General features: G+C 37.1%; 17 protein-coding genes and 2 pseudogenes. 18 read left to right on the top strand and 1 reads right to left on the bottom strand.

What is annotated here, in order from left to right; all coding sequences use genetic code 11:
• Positions 1-262: 262 nt before the first annotated feature.
• From ADJ83_RS01915 to ADJ83_RS24710, 14 genes and pseudogenes are all read left to right on the top strand, one after another.
• A complete protein-coding gene (locus ADJ83_RS01915; protein ID WP_048716635.1) occupies positions 263-1,258 on the top strand; it encodes a nuclease-related domain-containing protein in 996 nt (331 codons plus the stop codon).
• Positions 1,258-2,757 carry a DEAD/DEAH box helicase gene (locus ADJ83_RS01910; RefSeq protein ID WP_031540580.1) on the top strand — a complete coding sequence of 500 codons (1,500 nt, stop codon included), beginning with the start codon at positions 1,258-1,260 and terminating at the stop codon, positions 2,755-2,757. The genes ADJ83_RS01915 and ADJ83_RS01910 overlap by 1 nt, the downstream gene beginning before the upstream one ends.
• Positions 2,754-3,446, top strand: coding sequence for a ComF family protein (locus ADJ83_RS01905; RefSeq protein WP_031540579.1), 693 nt, complete (start codon positions 2,754-2,756; stop codon positions 3,444-3,446). The genes ADJ83_RS01910 and ADJ83_RS01905 overlap by 4 nt, the downstream gene beginning before the upstream one ends.
• 13 nt (positions 3,447-3,459) lie before the next feature.
• Complete coding sequence (locus ADJ83_RS01900; protein ID WP_031540578.1) at positions 3,460-3,858, top strand: TIGR03826 family flagellar region protein; 399 nt, start codon at positions 3,460-3,462, stop codon at positions 3,856-3,858.
• A gap of 196 nt (positions 3,859-4,054) precedes the next feature.
• A complete protein-coding gene (gene flgM, locus ADJ83_RS01895) occupies positions 4,055-4,321 on the top strand; it encodes a flagellar biosynthesis anti-sigma factor FlgM (protein ID WP_031540577.1) in 267 nt (88 codons plus the stop codon).
• 180 nt (positions 4,322-4,501) lie between these two features.
• Positions 4,502-4,996 carry a flagellar protein FlgN gene (locus ADJ83_RS01890; RefSeq protein WP_031540576.1) on the top strand — a complete coding sequence of 165 codons (495 nt, stop codon included), beginning with the start codon at positions 4,502-4,504 and terminating at the stop codon, positions 4,994-4,996.
• Positions 4,997-5,009: 13 nt separating this feature from the next.
• Positions 5,010-6,551, top strand: coding sequence for a flagellar hook-associated protein FlgK (flgK, locus tag ADJ83_RS01885; protein WP_031540575.1), 1,542 nt, complete (start codon positions 5,010-5,012; stop codon positions 6,549-6,551).
• A gap of 11 nt (positions 6,552-6,562) precedes the next feature.
• The gene (flgL, locus tag ADJ83_RS01880) at positions 6,563-7,453 is read left to right on the top strand and encodes a flagellar hook-associated protein FlgL (protein WP_031540574.1); all 891 of its coding nucleotides are present in this window, start codon (positions 6,563-6,565) and stop codon (positions 7,451-7,453) included.
• 105 nt (positions 7,454-7,558) lie between these two features.
• Entirely contained in the window at positions 7,559-8,146 is a 588-nt protein-coding gene (locus tag ADJ83_RS01875) for a DUF6470 family protein (protein WP_031540573.1), read from the top strand.
• A 13-nt stretch (positions 8,147-8,159) separates the two neighbouring features.
• Positions 8,160-8,609, top strand: a complete 450-nt coding sequence (fliW, locus tag ADJ83_RS01870) for a flagellar assembly protein FliW (RefSeq protein WP_031540572.1) — start codon at positions 8,160-8,162, stop codon at positions 8,607-8,609.
• 4 nt (positions 8,610-8,613) lie between these two features.
• A complete protein-coding gene (csrA, locus tag ADJ83_RS01865; RefSeq protein ID WP_031540571.1) occupies positions 8,614-8,835 on the top strand; it encodes a carbon storage regulator CsrA in 222 nt (73 codons plus the stop codon).
• 260 nt (positions 8,836-9,095) lie between these two features.
• Positions 9,096-9,449 (top strand): annotated as a pseudogene (locus ADJ83_RS26770) (flagellin); the annotation flags it as partial.
• A gap of 1,440 nt (positions 9,450-10,889) precedes the next feature.
• Positions 10,890-11,033: pseudogene (locus ADJ83_RS26765) on the top strand (flagellin); the annotation flags it as partial.
• A gap of 337 nt (positions 11,034-11,370) precedes the next feature.
• Complete coding sequence (locus ADJ83_RS24710; protein ID WP_081836753.1) at positions 11,371-11,505, top strand: flagellin; 135 nt, start codon at positions 11,371-11,373, stop codon at positions 11,503-11,505.
• A gap of 411 nt (positions 11,506-11,916) precedes the next feature.
• Here the strand turns inward: ADJ83_RS24710 and ADJ83_RS01850 are convergent, their stop codons facing one another.
• Complete coding sequence (locus ADJ83_RS01850; protein ID WP_031540567.1) at positions 11,917-12,765, bottom strand: DNA endonuclease; 849 nt, start codon at positions 12,763-12,765, stop codon at positions 11,917-11,919.
• 180 nt (positions 12,766-12,945) lie between these two features.
• Between ADJ83_RS01850 and flaG the strand changes: the two genes are divergently transcribed.
• From flaG to ADJ83_RS01830, 4 genes are read left to right on the top strand one after another with little or no spacing between them, the layout of a single operon-like run.
• Complete coding sequence (gene flaG, locus ADJ83_RS01845) at positions 12,946-13,296, top strand: flagellar protein FlaG (protein ID WP_031540566.1); 351 nt, start codon at positions 12,946-12,948, stop codon at positions 13,294-13,296.
• Between the two features lie 15 nt (positions 13,297-13,311).
• Complete coding sequence (locus tag ADJ83_RS01840; protein ID WP_031540565.1) at positions 13,312-14,835, top strand: flagellar hook-associated protein 2; 1,524 nt, start codon at positions 13,312-13,314, stop codon at positions 14,833-14,835.
• A 19-nt stretch (positions 14,836-14,854) separates the two neighbouring features.
• Positions 14,855-15,256, top strand: coding sequence for a flagellar export chaperone FliS (fliS, locus tag ADJ83_RS01835; protein ID WP_031540564.1), 402 nt, complete (start codon positions 14,855-14,857; stop codon positions 15,254-15,256).
• Positions 15,256-15,591 carry a hypothetical protein gene (locus ADJ83_RS01830; protein ID WP_031540563.1) on the top strand — a complete coding sequence of 112 codons (336 nt, stop codon included), beginning with the start codon at positions 15,256-15,258 and terminating at the stop codon, positions 15,589-15,591. The genes fliS and ADJ83_RS01830 overlap by 1 nt, the downstream gene beginning before the upstream one ends.
• The last annotated feature ends 166 nt before the right edge of the window (positions 15,592-15,757 follow it).

Here is a 15,757-nt window from a genome sequence, read left to right as displayed (position 1 = left end):
TAAAGGTGTTAAGCGCAAGTAAAAGTGAGAAAGTCGCAAGTAAAGGTGGGAAGCGTAAGTAAAAGTGAGAAAGCAGCAAGTAAAAGTAGAAAAGCCACAAGTAAGAGATCGAAAGCGAAAACTAAGACTGCCCCCATCATGCCCGTAAAAAAGCATCAAAATAAATTAACTCTTCAATAGCCCCAACATTTTTCTAAAATAAGCAGGAATTTTCGCCGAGTTCCAAGAATAATGCAATATAAAATGTAAAGGAAGTGATTAATTGATTGTTAAACCAATTGAATATCCATATCGAGCGCTCCAATTAGAAGCTTTACTCTCTAGGATCAAGGCAAATCATCCTAATATTTCTTTGATTAATCAAGATTATCAATGGAAACTGGCGGGTTACAGAGGAGAGAAAGCTGTTGACTTCCCACTTAGTTTTTTACCAGACGAGGAATATTTTATTCTTCATGATTTACGGCTTTGGGATGGAAAGCATTTTTTCCAAATTGATGTATTAGTCCTCCATGCAAAATATGCGTTAATCATCGAGGTGAAAAACATAGTCGGTGAACTATACTTTGATACAGACTTGCATCAAATGATACGAATAAAAGGCGAGGAAAAAGAGGCCTTCCCAGATCCTATTCTTCAAGTAAATCGGCTAACAAGGCAACTCAAGACTTGGCTAGCGGTCCATCATTTCCCCGACATACCGATCTATCCCCTCGTTGTGTTTAGTAATACCAAGTCGATTTTACGCTTAACCCCAACTCAAATTCAAACCTTTAAAAATACTTTAATTCATAAAGAATATTTACCAGAATTAATTCCTAAACTAACTGCTTCTTACCAACCGACCTTCCTTCCATCAAATGAGAGAAAGAAATTGATCAAAGGGTTAAAAAGACAGCATACTCCTTTAGATACTGAGATTTTGCATAAATATCAGGTGGATAAAAAAGATATTATTACTGGTATAAAATGCGAAGGCTGCAATCAATTTTTGATGAAAAAACATATGCAAAACTGGTATTGTACTGGGTGCAAACAGAAGGAACGTCAATTATTGATACCTAATTTAAAAGACTACTACTTTCTTTTCGGGGAACAGATTACCAATTCTCAACTTAGGGAATTTTTACAAATAGAATCTATATACACATCATCAAGAATACTAGCAAAATTAAACCTGAAAGTGACTGGAACGGGTAAAAAGACTGTCCATCACTTATCCTTAAACCTTTTTAAAACAGAAATAGGAGGAAACTAATGCGGTTTTATATAAAAGACAATCTGCTAATTCCTACTAAAACTAATCGCACACATGCTTACCGAATAGCAGATATTTCAAAAACTCAACTCAACAAACTTCCACAAAAAGAAAATTACCCATTTAACCCATCTCTACAATCCACACTTCAAGGCAAGGCCTTACTACTTGATGAAATTCCTTTTTCCCAAGAAGAAATCCAAGCCCATTATGAAAATGGATATTGTTCTTACTTGAAGGGCATTGATAAAAATGCTCGCAATAAATATATGTGCAAACGATGTGGCAATGAGAATCAGGAGCTGTTTGCCAGTTTTCCATGTGCACGGTGTAAAGAGATATGCACATATTGTCGCAATTGCATCATGATGGGAAGAATTAGTGAATGCACACCACTAATTACTTGGTGTGGGCCGCAGTTGAATCAAGATACTTCAGACAATGCTTTGCAATGGAGCGGGACACTTTCACCTGGACAGCAAGAAGCATCAGATAAAATGGTTTCTATTATTGAAAATAAATCTGAGCTTTTAATTTGGGCAGTGTGTGGAGCTGGCAAGACTGAGATACTTTTCAAGGGAATTGAAAAAGCATTGCAAAAAAATCAACGTGTTTGCATTGCTACTCCTCGTACTGATGTTGTCCTCGAATTGGCCCCTCGATTACAGGAAGTTTTCCCAGAGATAAAGGTTTTGCCTGTCTTTGGTGGCAGTGAAGATCGCCATCATTTTAGTCCACTCACAATAAGCACGACCCACCAGCTCTTTCGTTTTCAACAGGCATTTGATCTTGTTATTTTGGACGAGATGGATGCCTTTCCTTACTCTGTAGACAAATCGCTTCAGTATGCTGTGCAAAAGGCGAGAAAAGATCATTCCACGCTCATTTACTTAACGGCAACCCCTGATAAAAATTGGCAGGAAAAATGCAGACAAAACAAAATTGATTATGTTACGATTCCGGCGCGCTTCCATCAATTTCCCTTGCCTGTACCAAACTTCCAGTGGTGTGGTAATTGGGAAAAGGGACTGAACAAGGACAAGCTCCCTGCGTCAGTTGTTAACTGGATGCAAGAACGTGTTCTGCTGAATAAGCCAATGCTTTTATTTGTCCCGAAAATTCATTATATGGAAAAAGTAAAAATTCTTTTGCAATCAATAGTTGGCAGTTTAGAAACGGTTCATGCAGAAGACCCAGACAGAAAAGAAAAGGTACAAAAAATGCGGAAGAAAGAGGTTGATTTGCTTATTACAACAACTATTTTAGAGAGAGGGGTTACTTTTCCAAAGGTAGATGTTGCTGTGTTAGGGGCGGAAAATCAAATTTTCACAGAAAGTGCCCTTGTGCAGATCGCCGGGAGAGTAGGGCGAAAAAAAGAATTTCCTGATGGAACGATCACTTTTTTTCACTATGGAAAAACAAATAGCATGGTTTCTGCACGAAAACAAATTATGAAAAGCAATAAGGAAGCAAGGGAAAGGGGGATGCTTCTTCTATGATTTGTGTGATTTGCTTAACGCCTGTTACTCCTGATTTTAACTGGACATATCTTTTATCAAAAGAGCCAGAATGTTATTTATGCATAGGATGTAAGGAAAAGCTTCAAGTAATTATGGGAGAAACATGCCAGATTTGTGGTCGGCCCCTCGACCTGCTTGAAGCTGTTCATGTGGAGGAAGGAGTATGCCATGATTGCTGCAGATGGAATGAATCCACAGAATGGAAAGGAATCTTGGAAGCAAATCAATCGTTATTTTTATATAATGATTTTTTGAAAGAAACAATCGCTCGGTTTAAGTATCGAGGGGATTTTCGAATAGCAGCATCCTTTGTCTCTTTTTTACCGAAGGATTTTGCAAAAAACAAGGTGGTAGTTCCCATTCCATTAAGTGAGGAACGGTTGTACGAGAGAGGATTTAATCAAGTAGAGGCAGTTCTTTTCTATGCTAAAGTCCCTTATTTGAACTGTATGGTACGGTTACATAGTGAGAAACAGTCGAAAAAAACAAGAAAAGAGCGATTGCAAATCGAAAATATTTTTAAACTAGAACAGAAAGAGTCGATTATGGCTCAAGATATTCTCCTCGTTGACGATATATATACTACAGGATCGACGTTACGAAATGCGGCGAAAGTATTAAAGGAAGCGGGAGCAAAGTCCATCACTTCCTTTACGATTGCAAGATGAGGAGGAACCATGGATGGCAGAACTAGGGAATTGTCCACAATGTGGAGATATTTATGTGTTAAATAATATTCGTGATGTGTGTCTAAATTGTTATAAGCAAGAAGAAGCAGATTTCGAAAAGGTCTACCAATTTATTCGAAAAAAACAGAACCGCACAGCGCAAATGGAGGAAGTAGTAGAAGCGACGGGTGTACAAGAAACGCTGATATATAAATTTATAAAAAAAGGCAGAATTAAGCTTGCTCAATTTCCTAATCTTGGATACCCCTGTGCAAAGTGTGGAACGATTATTCGCGAAGGAAAGCTTTGTCAGCCATGTATGACAGGAATACAAACTGAATTGAATGTCATTGAAAAAGAAGAAGAACGAAAAAAAGAAGTTGAAAAAAGAAACACGTATTTTACTCGATAAACAAAGCGCCGATTCCCTTCGGCGCAACCTACAACCTACTATCCCCTCTAGGAAGATATTCATATAAGCTATTTGAAAAGTAGTTATTTTGGCGTATTTTTATAAAAGTAGAAGGAAATGTTTAAATAAAACGCTAATCATCCGATACTAGTAATAAGAATAAAACTTGTACGGGAAAGAAAGCGAGGAATACACAATGAAAATCAATAATTTTGGGACACAGGGCATTAACCCATATAAAAAAGTAAACAAAGTCGAACAATCCAATAAAGCGGAAGGAACAAAGGGAGCAGATAAAGTGGAAATTTCTGCAGCCGCGAAAGAAATGCAGCAGGTATCCCAGGTTTCAGCTGCCCGTACGGAAAAAATCGATGCGCTAAAGAAACAAGTGCAAAGTGGTACGTATGAAGTGAATCCACGGGATGTAGCAAAAAGCATCTTGAACTTTTATTCCAAAAACTAATTCATCCATAAAGGTTGTTTTCTAAAAGCTTGTTGCTTTTTCAATAGAGGTATATTCTCAGTAGAAATACTACTAAGTCATAATACACGTAGACTCCCATGGAAAGCGAAGTGTATTCAGGCTGCGGGTTATAACAACAAACTTTACTGAAACAACTTTCATATAAAAAGGAGGGCTAACATGTCAGCTACATTATTAATGCAGACGTTAGACAAGCTTGTAAAACTTCATGAAAGTTTATATGAAGTGGCAAAAAAGAAGACGGAAATAATTAAGGTTGGCGATATGGAAGCCCTTCAGCAAATAATGAAGGATGAACAGGCTCATATAATGAGTATCCAAAAGCTAGAAGAAGCAAGGATGACCATCTCTAAACGAATTGTTGCCAATGTTCCAGATCCTTCTGTGATGGATTGCGTCAAGCATCTTGATTCAGAAGCTGCGGCGAATATAGCTGGAATTGCCAATCATCTAAAAGCAATCATCATGGATTTAAAAGAAACAAATTCATTGAATCAACAGCTTCTTCAGCAATCGATGCAATTTGTCAATATTTCCTTAAATTTATTTAAGCCGACGCAGAAAAGCATGAATTACGGTAAGCCGAGCGGCAATAATATTCGTACAAACACGATTGGAAAACAAGGAAATAGCATTTTAAATATTAAGGCATAATGGGGGAAAGAAAATGGCTTCAACGTTTATGGGATTAGAAACCGCAAGACGTGGACTGACTGCACAACAAAGTGCTTTATATACGACAGGAAATAATATCGCAAATGCAAATACACTTGGCTACACTCGGCAAAGAGTGGATTTGCAGCAATCACAAAGCTTTCCATCTGTAGGGCAAAATGCTCCGATGATACCAGGTCAAATGGGAACAGGAGTGGAAGCTGGCTCCGTTGTACGTGTGAGAGAAACCTTTCTTGATACACAGTATCGCTCAGAATCCAGCAAGCTTGGTTACTGGGAAAATCGTGCTGCAGCATTAAGTGATTTGGAAACGATTATGAACGAGCCTTCAGATTCTGGTTTAGCTGCAGCGATGGATTCTTTCTGGGAATCTCTACAAGACATGGCCGTTGACCCACAAAATGCAGGCGCTCGTGCTGTTGTTCGTCAGCGCGGTATTGCTGTTGCAGAAACATTTAACTACTTACATCAAACCGTTTCAGCAGAAAAAGCAGATGCAAAAAATGAATTGGGCGTATCGGAAAAAGCAATGAATACCCTGCTTTCACAGCTTGACCAAATAAATAAGCAGATTGGCAGTGTGGAACCAAATGGCTATTTGCCCAATGATTTATATGATAAAAGAGATAGCATCCTTGATGAATTATCCCAATATGCCAACATTAAAGTTAGCTACGAGGCTTCAGGCGGAAATGCTTTAGCACAAGCAGAAGGAAAAGCAGTAGTAACTTTAGTGGATGATAGTGGAAATGCTCTTGGTACCTTAGTGGATACGGATGGTGTCCATCAAATAAAAGTAAACCACAATGCGGATGATACAGCTGTTGAGTCAATTTCTATTGGAGATACAGTAATTGACATTAATAACTTCAATTCTACTGGAAAGTTAAAGAGTGTCGTAGAATCCTATGGTTACAAAGATGAAAATGGACAATTAGCAGGAATCTATAATGATATGTTAACAGAGTTAGATAATCTTGCTTATACGTTTGCAACAGAATTTAACAAGGTGCATGAAGAAGGTTTGAGCCCCAATGAAATAACTGATGGGGACCAGGCGATTTCTTTCTTTGCTGATTCGGAAAGTGGAAGCATTGGAGAGCGAGAAGGCTTTGCAAGCAGAATCACAATTTCAGAAGATATTAAGAATAGCTTAGATAATATTGTAAATGCTGATCCATCTAATCCAACACTTGGGGATGCAACATATGTAAGCAAATTAGCAGACATCTTCAATAATAATTATGATTATGGCAATAACTCAGAACAGTCTAATTTCCGCAACTATTTTGAAGGAGTTATCGGAAGTATGGCAGTAAGCGCACAAGAGGCGAATAAGATGACTGCTAATTCTGCTACACTTCAACAAACAGTTGATAACAGACGAATGAGTGTGAGCTCTGTTTCGTTAGATGAAGAAATGAGCAATATGATCCAATTCCAGCAAGCATATAATGCATCTGCAAGAATGGTTACCGTAATGGATGAAATGCTAGACAAAATTATTAACGGCATGGGTGTCGGTGGAAGATAGGTGAATAAATAATGCGTGTTACACAATCAATGGTTTCAGCAAATTCTCTTCGCAATATTAGCAATAGCTATAATAAACTAGCCGAACTAAACAATCAGGTTGCAACCGGTAAAAAAATCACAAAGCCATCTGACGATCCAGTAGTTGCAATGAAAGGGATGTACTACCGTTCCAACTTAAATCAAGTCGAACAGTACAAGCGAAATCTTTCCGAACTTCATTTATGGATGGATAACTCAGAGGCAGGACTGGAGCAAGCAACAAGCGGGCTTGATCGTGTTCGCGAGCTTTTACTTCAAGGAAAGAATGATACAAATAGTGAAGACGAAAGAGAAGCAATCGCAAAAGAAATTGCCCAGATTAAAGACGATTTAGTAAATGTTGCTAATACCCAAGTTAATGGAAAATATATTTTCCATGGTACAGATGTATCAAATCCTTTAGTAACAAGCGGTTCACCACCAACAGTTGCAGCAAATATTAATGACCCAGCCATTGATAATTATGGGGTTGAAGTGTCACAAGGAATTACAATGAAGGCAAATGTTAGTCCTTCTAGCACATTTAATCAAGAAATGTTTGATGTATTGCAAGGGATTGAAGATAAATTCAATAGTAATGATACTGAAGGACTAGATGATTTACTAGGTCGGCTTGATGATGATCTTAACTCAATGAACAGTGAAAAAGCAGAGCTTGGTGCAAGGTCTAATCGTTTGGATATGGTAGAAGCGAGAATTGATGCACAGGAAGTAATGGCGACAAAGGTCCTTTCAGATAATGAAGATGTCGATATGGAAAAGGCAATTACAGATTTATCTGTTCAGGAAAGTGTTCATAACGCAGCATTGGCAGTTGGCGCAAGATTGATTCAAACATCTTTAATTGATTTCTTAACATAAAAATGGAAGGAGGCAAGCCTGACTATTGTTTTGGTCTGATGGTTTGGCTCCTATTTAATTATGTTTAAAGTTTAAAATAATAAAGTACAAAAGGATGTGAAGAGTATGTTTCCGCAAATTAGATTACAATCGATACCAGCGCGTTTGGATATGTGGGTAGATAAAGGATCATTAGAGATTCAGCAGAAACAGGCTGATTTGGAGATAGAACAGCCGAAAGCAGAGTTAACGATTGAAAGAAGACCATCTCAATTAACAATTGATCAAACAAAGGCAAGAGAAGATGTTGGCTATAAAAGTGTGCCCCGGATGATTGAAGATGCTGCGGCAGAGGGAAAGCAGGCGGTGATGGAAGGGATAGCAAGAAGAGGACAAGAGCGCGACGAATTGCTACAAATCCAAAATGGTGGAAACCCTATTGCTGCCCAGGCTAAAAGAAATAGTCAAGGAAGTCCGAAACAATTTGGCATAGGATGGATTCCTTCTCCAAATAGTGTGAAAATCAATTATGATCCAGGAGAAGTGAACGTTTCGATTGAAACGAAAAAAGCAATTATTAATACTAAAATGAACAATCCAGAAATTAATTACACCCCTTCCAAAGTAAATATCCAACTAGCACAATATCCATCTTTAGAGATAGACTTTGAAAATTTAAAGTATATTGGGGTAAACTATGAACAATACATATAAAGGAATGATGTAAGTGAAAATTGCAACGAAATACCATGGGGAAAAAGAAATAAATGAAAAAGAAGTCATCACTTTTCCACAAGCAATACCTGGTTTTCCTGATGAAAAAGAATTTGTTCTATTACCACTTGATGAGGAAGGACAATTTATTGTCTTACAATCTGTTGGAAATCAGCAATTAGCCTTTGTGCTGTCCAATCCATTTACTTTTTTTAAGGAATATGATTTTACATTAGAAGAGCATATTGTCGAGCTATTGGAATTAGAATCAGAAGAAGATATCCAAGTTTTTTCTATATTAACTGTTCAAGATCCATTTGAAAAAACAACGGCAAATCTACAAGCACCAGTTGTCATTAATAGTAAGAAAAATATCGCAAAACAAGTAATTTTAAATGAACCTAATTATCATACAAAGCACCCGTTATTTGAAAAATCAAAACCAATAATGGTGAAGGGGTGATTCGATGTTAGTTCTTACACGAAAAAAAGGTGAGGTTATAAAAATTGGAGATGATATTGAAATCACTATTGTTGCATCTAAGGGAGAACAAGTAAAAATCGGTATTTCAGCCCCACAGAGTGTAGAAATATATCGTAAAGAAGTATATGAAGAAATTATTGCAGAAAATCAGCAGGCATCTGCGGATGTTGCAGCAGTTATGAATTTATTTAAAGGAAAGAATTGAATCAGCAATATATTGGATGATAAAACGGCATAGTTGATAAGGGCTATGCTTTTTTATTTGATCTTAAAAATACTATTAGACTAGCTCACTCTAAATATTTTTATAAAAAAATAAAAAAAGTATAAAAAACTATTAAACTTTGAATAGCAGAGACGATATATAAAGTAAGAGAGGGAAGGGCGGCCGACCTTCCTAACTCCAATAAAAATAATCATGTTCACAAGGATGTGAACACCTAAATTCAAGGAGGAAAACAAAGAATGAGAATTAATCATAATATTGCAGCTCTTAACACTTACAACAAGTTAAACAGCGCAACAAACGCACAAAGCAAATCAATGGAGAAATTATCTTCAGGTCTACGTATCAACAGCGCAGCTGATGATGCAGCTGGTCTAGCAATCTCTGAAAAAATGCGCGGTCAAATCCGTGGTTTAGATCAAGCTTCTCGTAACGCACAAGACGGTATTTCATTAGTTCAAACAGCTGAAGGTGCATTAAGCGAAACTAATGACATCTTACAACGTATGCGTGAACTAGCTACTCAAGCAGCTAACGATACTAATACAGATACAGATCGTGGAGAAATCCAAAAAGAGATTAACCAATTAACATCTGAAATTAACCGTATTGGTAATACTACTGAATTTAATACTCAAAGTCTATTAAATGGTGGAGTTGAAAAAACTTCTAAAGTTAATGTAACAACTACTACTGCTGGTGTGGCTGGTGCGGCAGCTGTTGGAGCTATTGGTAGTATTTCAAGCACACCTGGTGCTGCGGCAACTCTTGGAACTGCTGCTGAATGGGATACAGGTGCATTTACTCAATTAACAGATGGACAAACAGGTACTTTTGAATTTAATGGTGTTACAGTTAATATTACAGGAGCAAACTCTGGTTCAGTTGCAGCTAGTAACTTTACAGGCAACAGTGTAGAGGTAACAATTAATACAACAGGAGACGCTGATGCTCAAGCAGCTGAACTTATTGCAGCACTTAATGCTTATAAAGCAGATGCAGGAGCTGGTTCTCAATTAGATAACTTTACATTTGGTGGGGACGGGTCTGGTATTACAATTACAGGACAAGCAGCTGACGGAGATACAAATAACGCTGCTGCTGTAACTACTACTGGAGCTGTTGGAGTTGCTACGGCAGGAGCTGCTCAATTAACAACACCTGGTGTTGATGCTGGCCCTGGTACTCAAGGTACTACTTCATTTGATATAACTACAGCTTTAGGAGCTGGTGAAACAATTGACGTAGGTGGAGAAACTGTTACGGTTTATGCTACAGACGCAGACTTAAGTGCAGCAGGGGATTCATTTGGTATTAGTCTAGAGTCAGATGCAACAGCAGATGACCAAGCTGCAGCAATTAGAGCTATGTCGTTCTCTGGATTAACTGCAAGCGGTTCTGGTGCAACTATAACATTATCACAAACAGTAAATGGAACAGGTGATGTAACTTCAGCTTCATTATCAGCAGCCGGTGGTGGTACGGCAGGGGTTTACTCATTTGACCTTGCTCAACAAGAAGCTGGAAATAGCATTACTATTGATGGTCAAGAACTTACATTCACTGATGATGCTACTCAAACAGGAGCAGGTTATGTACAGATTGGAGCTGATGCAACAGCAACAGCTACAAATTTAAGAGCAGCAATTGATGCAAATGCTACGCTAAGTGGAAAATATGCAGCAGCAGCTGGCTCTGGTTCAACAATTCAGTTAACTCAAGAAGCTGGTCAAGAATCTGCAACTGCTCCTGAAGTGGAATTAACTACTGCAGCAGGAAATGGTTTCTCTGCTAGCTTCCAAATCGGTGCTAATGCTGGACAAAGTATGACAATTGATGTTAGAGATATGCGCGCAACATCTGATGCATTAAAAGTGGCAAGTGAAGATGGAACTACTGTAACTTCTAAGTCTGGAAAAGTAGCTTCATATACTACTGCAACTGATGTTACGAATGGAACTGACAATCAAGGTCAATTTAAATCTCTAGATGTTTCATCACATGATAAAGCAAGTGCAGCTATTGATGTTATCAATGATGCAATTGAACAAGTTTCTGCTGAGCGTTCTAAACTTGGTGCATACCAAAATCGTTTAGACCATACTATCAACAACTTAAGTACTTCTTCTGAAAACTTAACTGCTGCGGAATCTCGTATCCGTGACGTTGATTATGCTTTAGCTGCCTAATAGTAGTGACAAGCACAGTCGTCCTAGCTGGTAACGGCTAGAGATCATTATCGGGTGAATTGCTGGAAACCCCTTAGAGCTTTTCTTGCCACAACGTAGTTGGAAACGACGAGCGTGAAGGTCCTGAAAAAAGAAAAGATTGGGCAATCAGCAGCCAAGCTCCTGTCTCGAAAGAGTGGAGAAGGTTCAACGACTAGGAAACCGTCTAAGGCGATAGCTATGACGATGAATCCATAGGTGAAGCAATGTATCATCAGCATTGTGAATCCGAAGTGCCCGACCCCTACTAGAATATTTAGAGGGTGAAGATATAGTCTAGTCATTTATGAAAGTAAATGTTCGCACGATGGCGAAAGAAATGATGAACCAAACTAAAAACTCTATTCTTTCTCAAGCAGCACAAGCAATGTTGGCTCAATCAAATCAATTACCACAAGGAGTATTACAACTTCTTCAATAATTTGATTAGAAGGGCGTCTTACTTGGTAACGGGTAAGAGCATCACTGGGTGAATTGCTGGAACTTCCTAAAGCTTTATCAACCACAACGTAATCGGAAACGATAGGCGTAATGGTTTGAAAATGATAAGGATGAAACAATGGATAATCAGCAGCCAAGCTCCTGGGAGGAAACTCTGGAGAAGGTTCAACGACTAGAGAATACGATCTAAGGTGAAAACTATGATTATGAATCTCGTAGGGTAGTAAATACTATTCGAAGTGCCCAGCCCCTATAATAATAGTTTTAGGGTGAAGATATAGTCTATTCTGTCATCGAAAGAGGCAGTCGCAAAGCAAGCGAACCAACAACCACAAGGAGTTCTACAACTTCTTCGTTAATTTTAAATTATATAGAAGTGGCTCTAGATTATCTAGAGCCCTTCTTTATTAATTTCTTTCCACTTATAAACAATAGACCAATAGCTTCGATTTAATTTTTCTGCAATTTGATTAATCGTTAATCCCTCTTTCTTAAATTTTATTAAGGTGTCTATTTCTTCATTAGTATACGCTCTGTAACGCTCTGAATCAGTAGATATGATTGTATAGGTCGGATATTTAATTTTCCATTTAGTTGTTTCCATTTTGAGCCGGTGATTCCAAGACGTTTTATAAAACATGGAGTGGCAACTTAAGGTTACAGGATTTATAGTTTGTAAAAATTGAAAAGTTTCTCTAACGGAAGTAGTTTTAAGTATATAGCCATTTCCATCTTTTCTTGAACTAAGGTGAAAGGAAAGATGGAATATATTTTTAATAAAGTTTTGTAAGTAGATTAGTTCCTCTTTTTGATAACACTGAAGATATAAATAGATATGTGGTGTCAAATAGATTAATTTCTTTCGGTGGTTAATTCTTGTAGAAATACATAAAGATCCATCATCCATGTATAAAATGGCAAGAAAATAAGGGTTTTGGCATAGCTTCATAATACTTTCAGGGGGCAATGTTTTTATTCCATTAGGTTTATAAAAATTGGGATATAATCTGGTAAACAGTGGAAGCGATTTTGAATGTACAGTATTACTCTTAGGGGTTAAATATAGTAATCCATTAAAAAAAGAGACTTTCCATTTTCGATAATCCTCTTGATCTCTTCCATAATGTTCCCGATAACTATGATTCTTTCGTCTGCTATTCTTATAAATTTTTGTAATTTCACCATCTGCAATAATACTAGCTATTAGGATATTTCTTTGAATTTCTGTGAGTGTATCCAAAGTCTTTCCTCCTTTATAAATGAGAATATACGTTCTGTTTCTATTGTAATGCAAACAGATAATTTATAATAGTAGTTTTCTCCTAAAATCTAATTCTTTCCCCTCACCCCTTAAAAGTTTCTCCAATCTACCGATATAAGATATATAAATTCTAGTTGTAACCACAGGGGGATAATTAACATGATAGAACGAATTGGTTCCCAGCAAAATCTTTACACATCTAGACAAGCGGAAAATATAAATGGTATAGAGAAAACAGTAGATAGTAAAATGGATGCTCCATTGCAGCTTTATGGTCCAAAACCAAATAAAGAGCAATTAGATGAAGTAATTGAAAGTATTAATGCTTTTATGCAGCCTTCCCATACTTCTTTGAAGTTTGAGCTTCATGAGAAATTAAATGATTATTATGTAACGGTAATTGATGATGATACGAAAGAAGTAGTCCGCGAAATTCCTTCTAAGAAAATGCTCGATATGTATGCAGCAATGAAGGAATTTATGGGCTTAGTGATTGATGAAAAGATTTAGAAGAGGTGAGTTAGGATGGTATTAAGAATTGGTGGATTAGCTAGTGGAATGGATATTGATACCCTTGTTGAACAGTTAATGACAGCAGAAAAGGTACCACTAGATAAGATAAATCAGAAAAAGACATATACAGAATGGCAGCGAGATGACTACCGTGAGATGAATTCACTATTGCTAGATTTAGATACTACTATTTTTAATGGAGTGGCAAAGGAAGCAAGTTTTATTAAGAAAACTGTTGCTATATCCAATTCTGATGCACTTTCAGTCAAGAATGTGAACTCGACGATTGATTTCTCGGGTTCCATGAAAATAAATGAATTAGCTACAGCAGCTACAATGAAGAGTTTTACTGAATCAAAAATAAAAGATTCCAGTGCAAAACTTAGTGATTTAGGTTTGGATATAGATCAAACAATAACGATTGAGGCTATCACGAAAGATGGTGTGATGCAGTCAGAGCCGTATACATTACCTATTACTGGTGAGGATACACTTGATAGCATCATCACTAAAATAAATAAAGACTCTGGAGTTATCGCTTTCTTCGATAGTCAAAGTAAGAAAATATCCTTTACTGCAAAAAATACTGGTGATAATGCTGATGGTCCTGAAATTATTCTTACTGATAGCGCCAACTCTCCAAATAAATTTTTTAATAATATACTAGGTATTAATTCTAATAATACTATAGTTGCTTCAGATAATAAAAGATATGGAACTGATGGTAGTAATGCAACAATCGAATACAATGGGCTAGAAATCACTCGTCCATCCAACACCTTCACCATCAATGGAGTAGAATTCACTGCCAAAAAAGTTACAACAGATCCAGTAACATTCTCTTCTACACCAGATGTGGACAGCATTTTAGATACAATTACCCAATTCGTTAATAAATATAACGAAGCAGTAGAAAAAATCCGTGCCAAAACAACAGAATCAAAGTATCGTGACTATGCTCCTCTAACAGATGCACAGAAGGAAGATATGACAGAGGATGAAATTGAAAAATGGGAAAAACTAGCAAAAAGTGGTACATTGAAAAATGATTCCATATTAACGAATGTTTTATCAAAAATGCGTTCTAATTTTAGCTCACCTGTTAGCGGAACATCTACCTACACACAACTATCGCAAATTGGAATTACCACGACTGCCAATTATTTAGATGGTGGAAAGCTGACTATTGATGAAGATAAACTAAGAGAAGCAATTACTGCAGACCCAAACGCTGTCTATGAACTTTTTCAAAAGGATGGTGACACAAGTTCGGAACAAGGAATTGCTCGTCGCTTAAGAGATAGCTTAAAAACAGCGATGACGGATATCACAGCAAAAGCAGGGAAGGCTTCTAGTGTAAATAATACATTTACACTCGGAAAGGTATTAAATAATTATTCTGACCAAATAACCCGGTTTGAGGATAAATTAGAGATGCTTGAATCCCGCTATTGGGCTCGTTTTACAGCAATGGAAACGGCAATTAACAAGGCAAACAGCCAGTCTACGTATTTAACAAGTATGTTTAGTTCTTAATAAAAAGGAGATTTAAAAAATGGCCATTTCTAATCCATATCAATCCTATCAACAAAATGCAGTAAATACTGCCTCTGCTGGAGATTTAACATTAATGCTTTATAACGGCTGTCTAAAATTTTTACACTTAGCCAAAAAAGCAATTGATGAGAAAGATATTCCAACACGCAATTTAAATATCCAAAAATCACAAAATATCATTAAGGAATTAATGGTAACATTAAATATGGATATTCCAATTTCACAAAATTTGATGTCTTTGTATGATTATATGAATCGTCAGTTGATTAAGGCAAATATTGAGAATAATAGGGCGCTTATTGAAGAAGTAGAATCACTAGTGACAGAATTCCGTGATACATGGAAAGAGGCAATTGTTCTTAATCGTCAAAAACAGCATGGTCGGGGCGGCCAAGCATAATGGAAGCATTAAAGCAATGCTATGCTATTACGAATGAATTGGTGGAGCTGTTAAAGGGTGAAGCGGAAGTAGATACGGAGAAAGTCAATCTGCTTCTCGATCAAAGGCAAGCTTGTCTAACCCTTCTTACGCCACCAACGACAGAAACCGAACAGAAAATCGGACAGGCTCTCTTGCAGCAAGATAAAGTATTGGTTGCATTGCTTCAAAAAGAGAAGCATTCGATTCAAAAAGAAATACGAGGCATAGAATACAAAAAAAAATCCAATCAGAAATATGTTAATCCATATCAATCCTTGCAAACGGATGGCATGTTTTACGATAAACGCAAATAGTGGGTCAAGGGGTCAGGTTCCTTGTCCCACTTTTTTTCTGTTTAGTTAGAGGATTAGCTTTATTTTTGTTGAAATAAGTAGGCAGAGTTATTTCTCTTCTCTTTTTCTCCTTCATTTCCACATGTTAAAACCTTCTATCATCCATTCCCGAAAACGAATAAATCTC

Origin of the sequence: Bacillus sp. 522_BSPC (assembly GCF_001076885.1) — a bacterium.
GTDB classification, from domain to species: Bacteria; Bacillota; Bacilli; order Bacillales; family Cytobacillaceae; genus Niallia; species Niallia hominis.
Note: the sequence above shows the minus strand (reverse complement) of the source record. Positions and strands in the feature narration are given on the sequence as shown.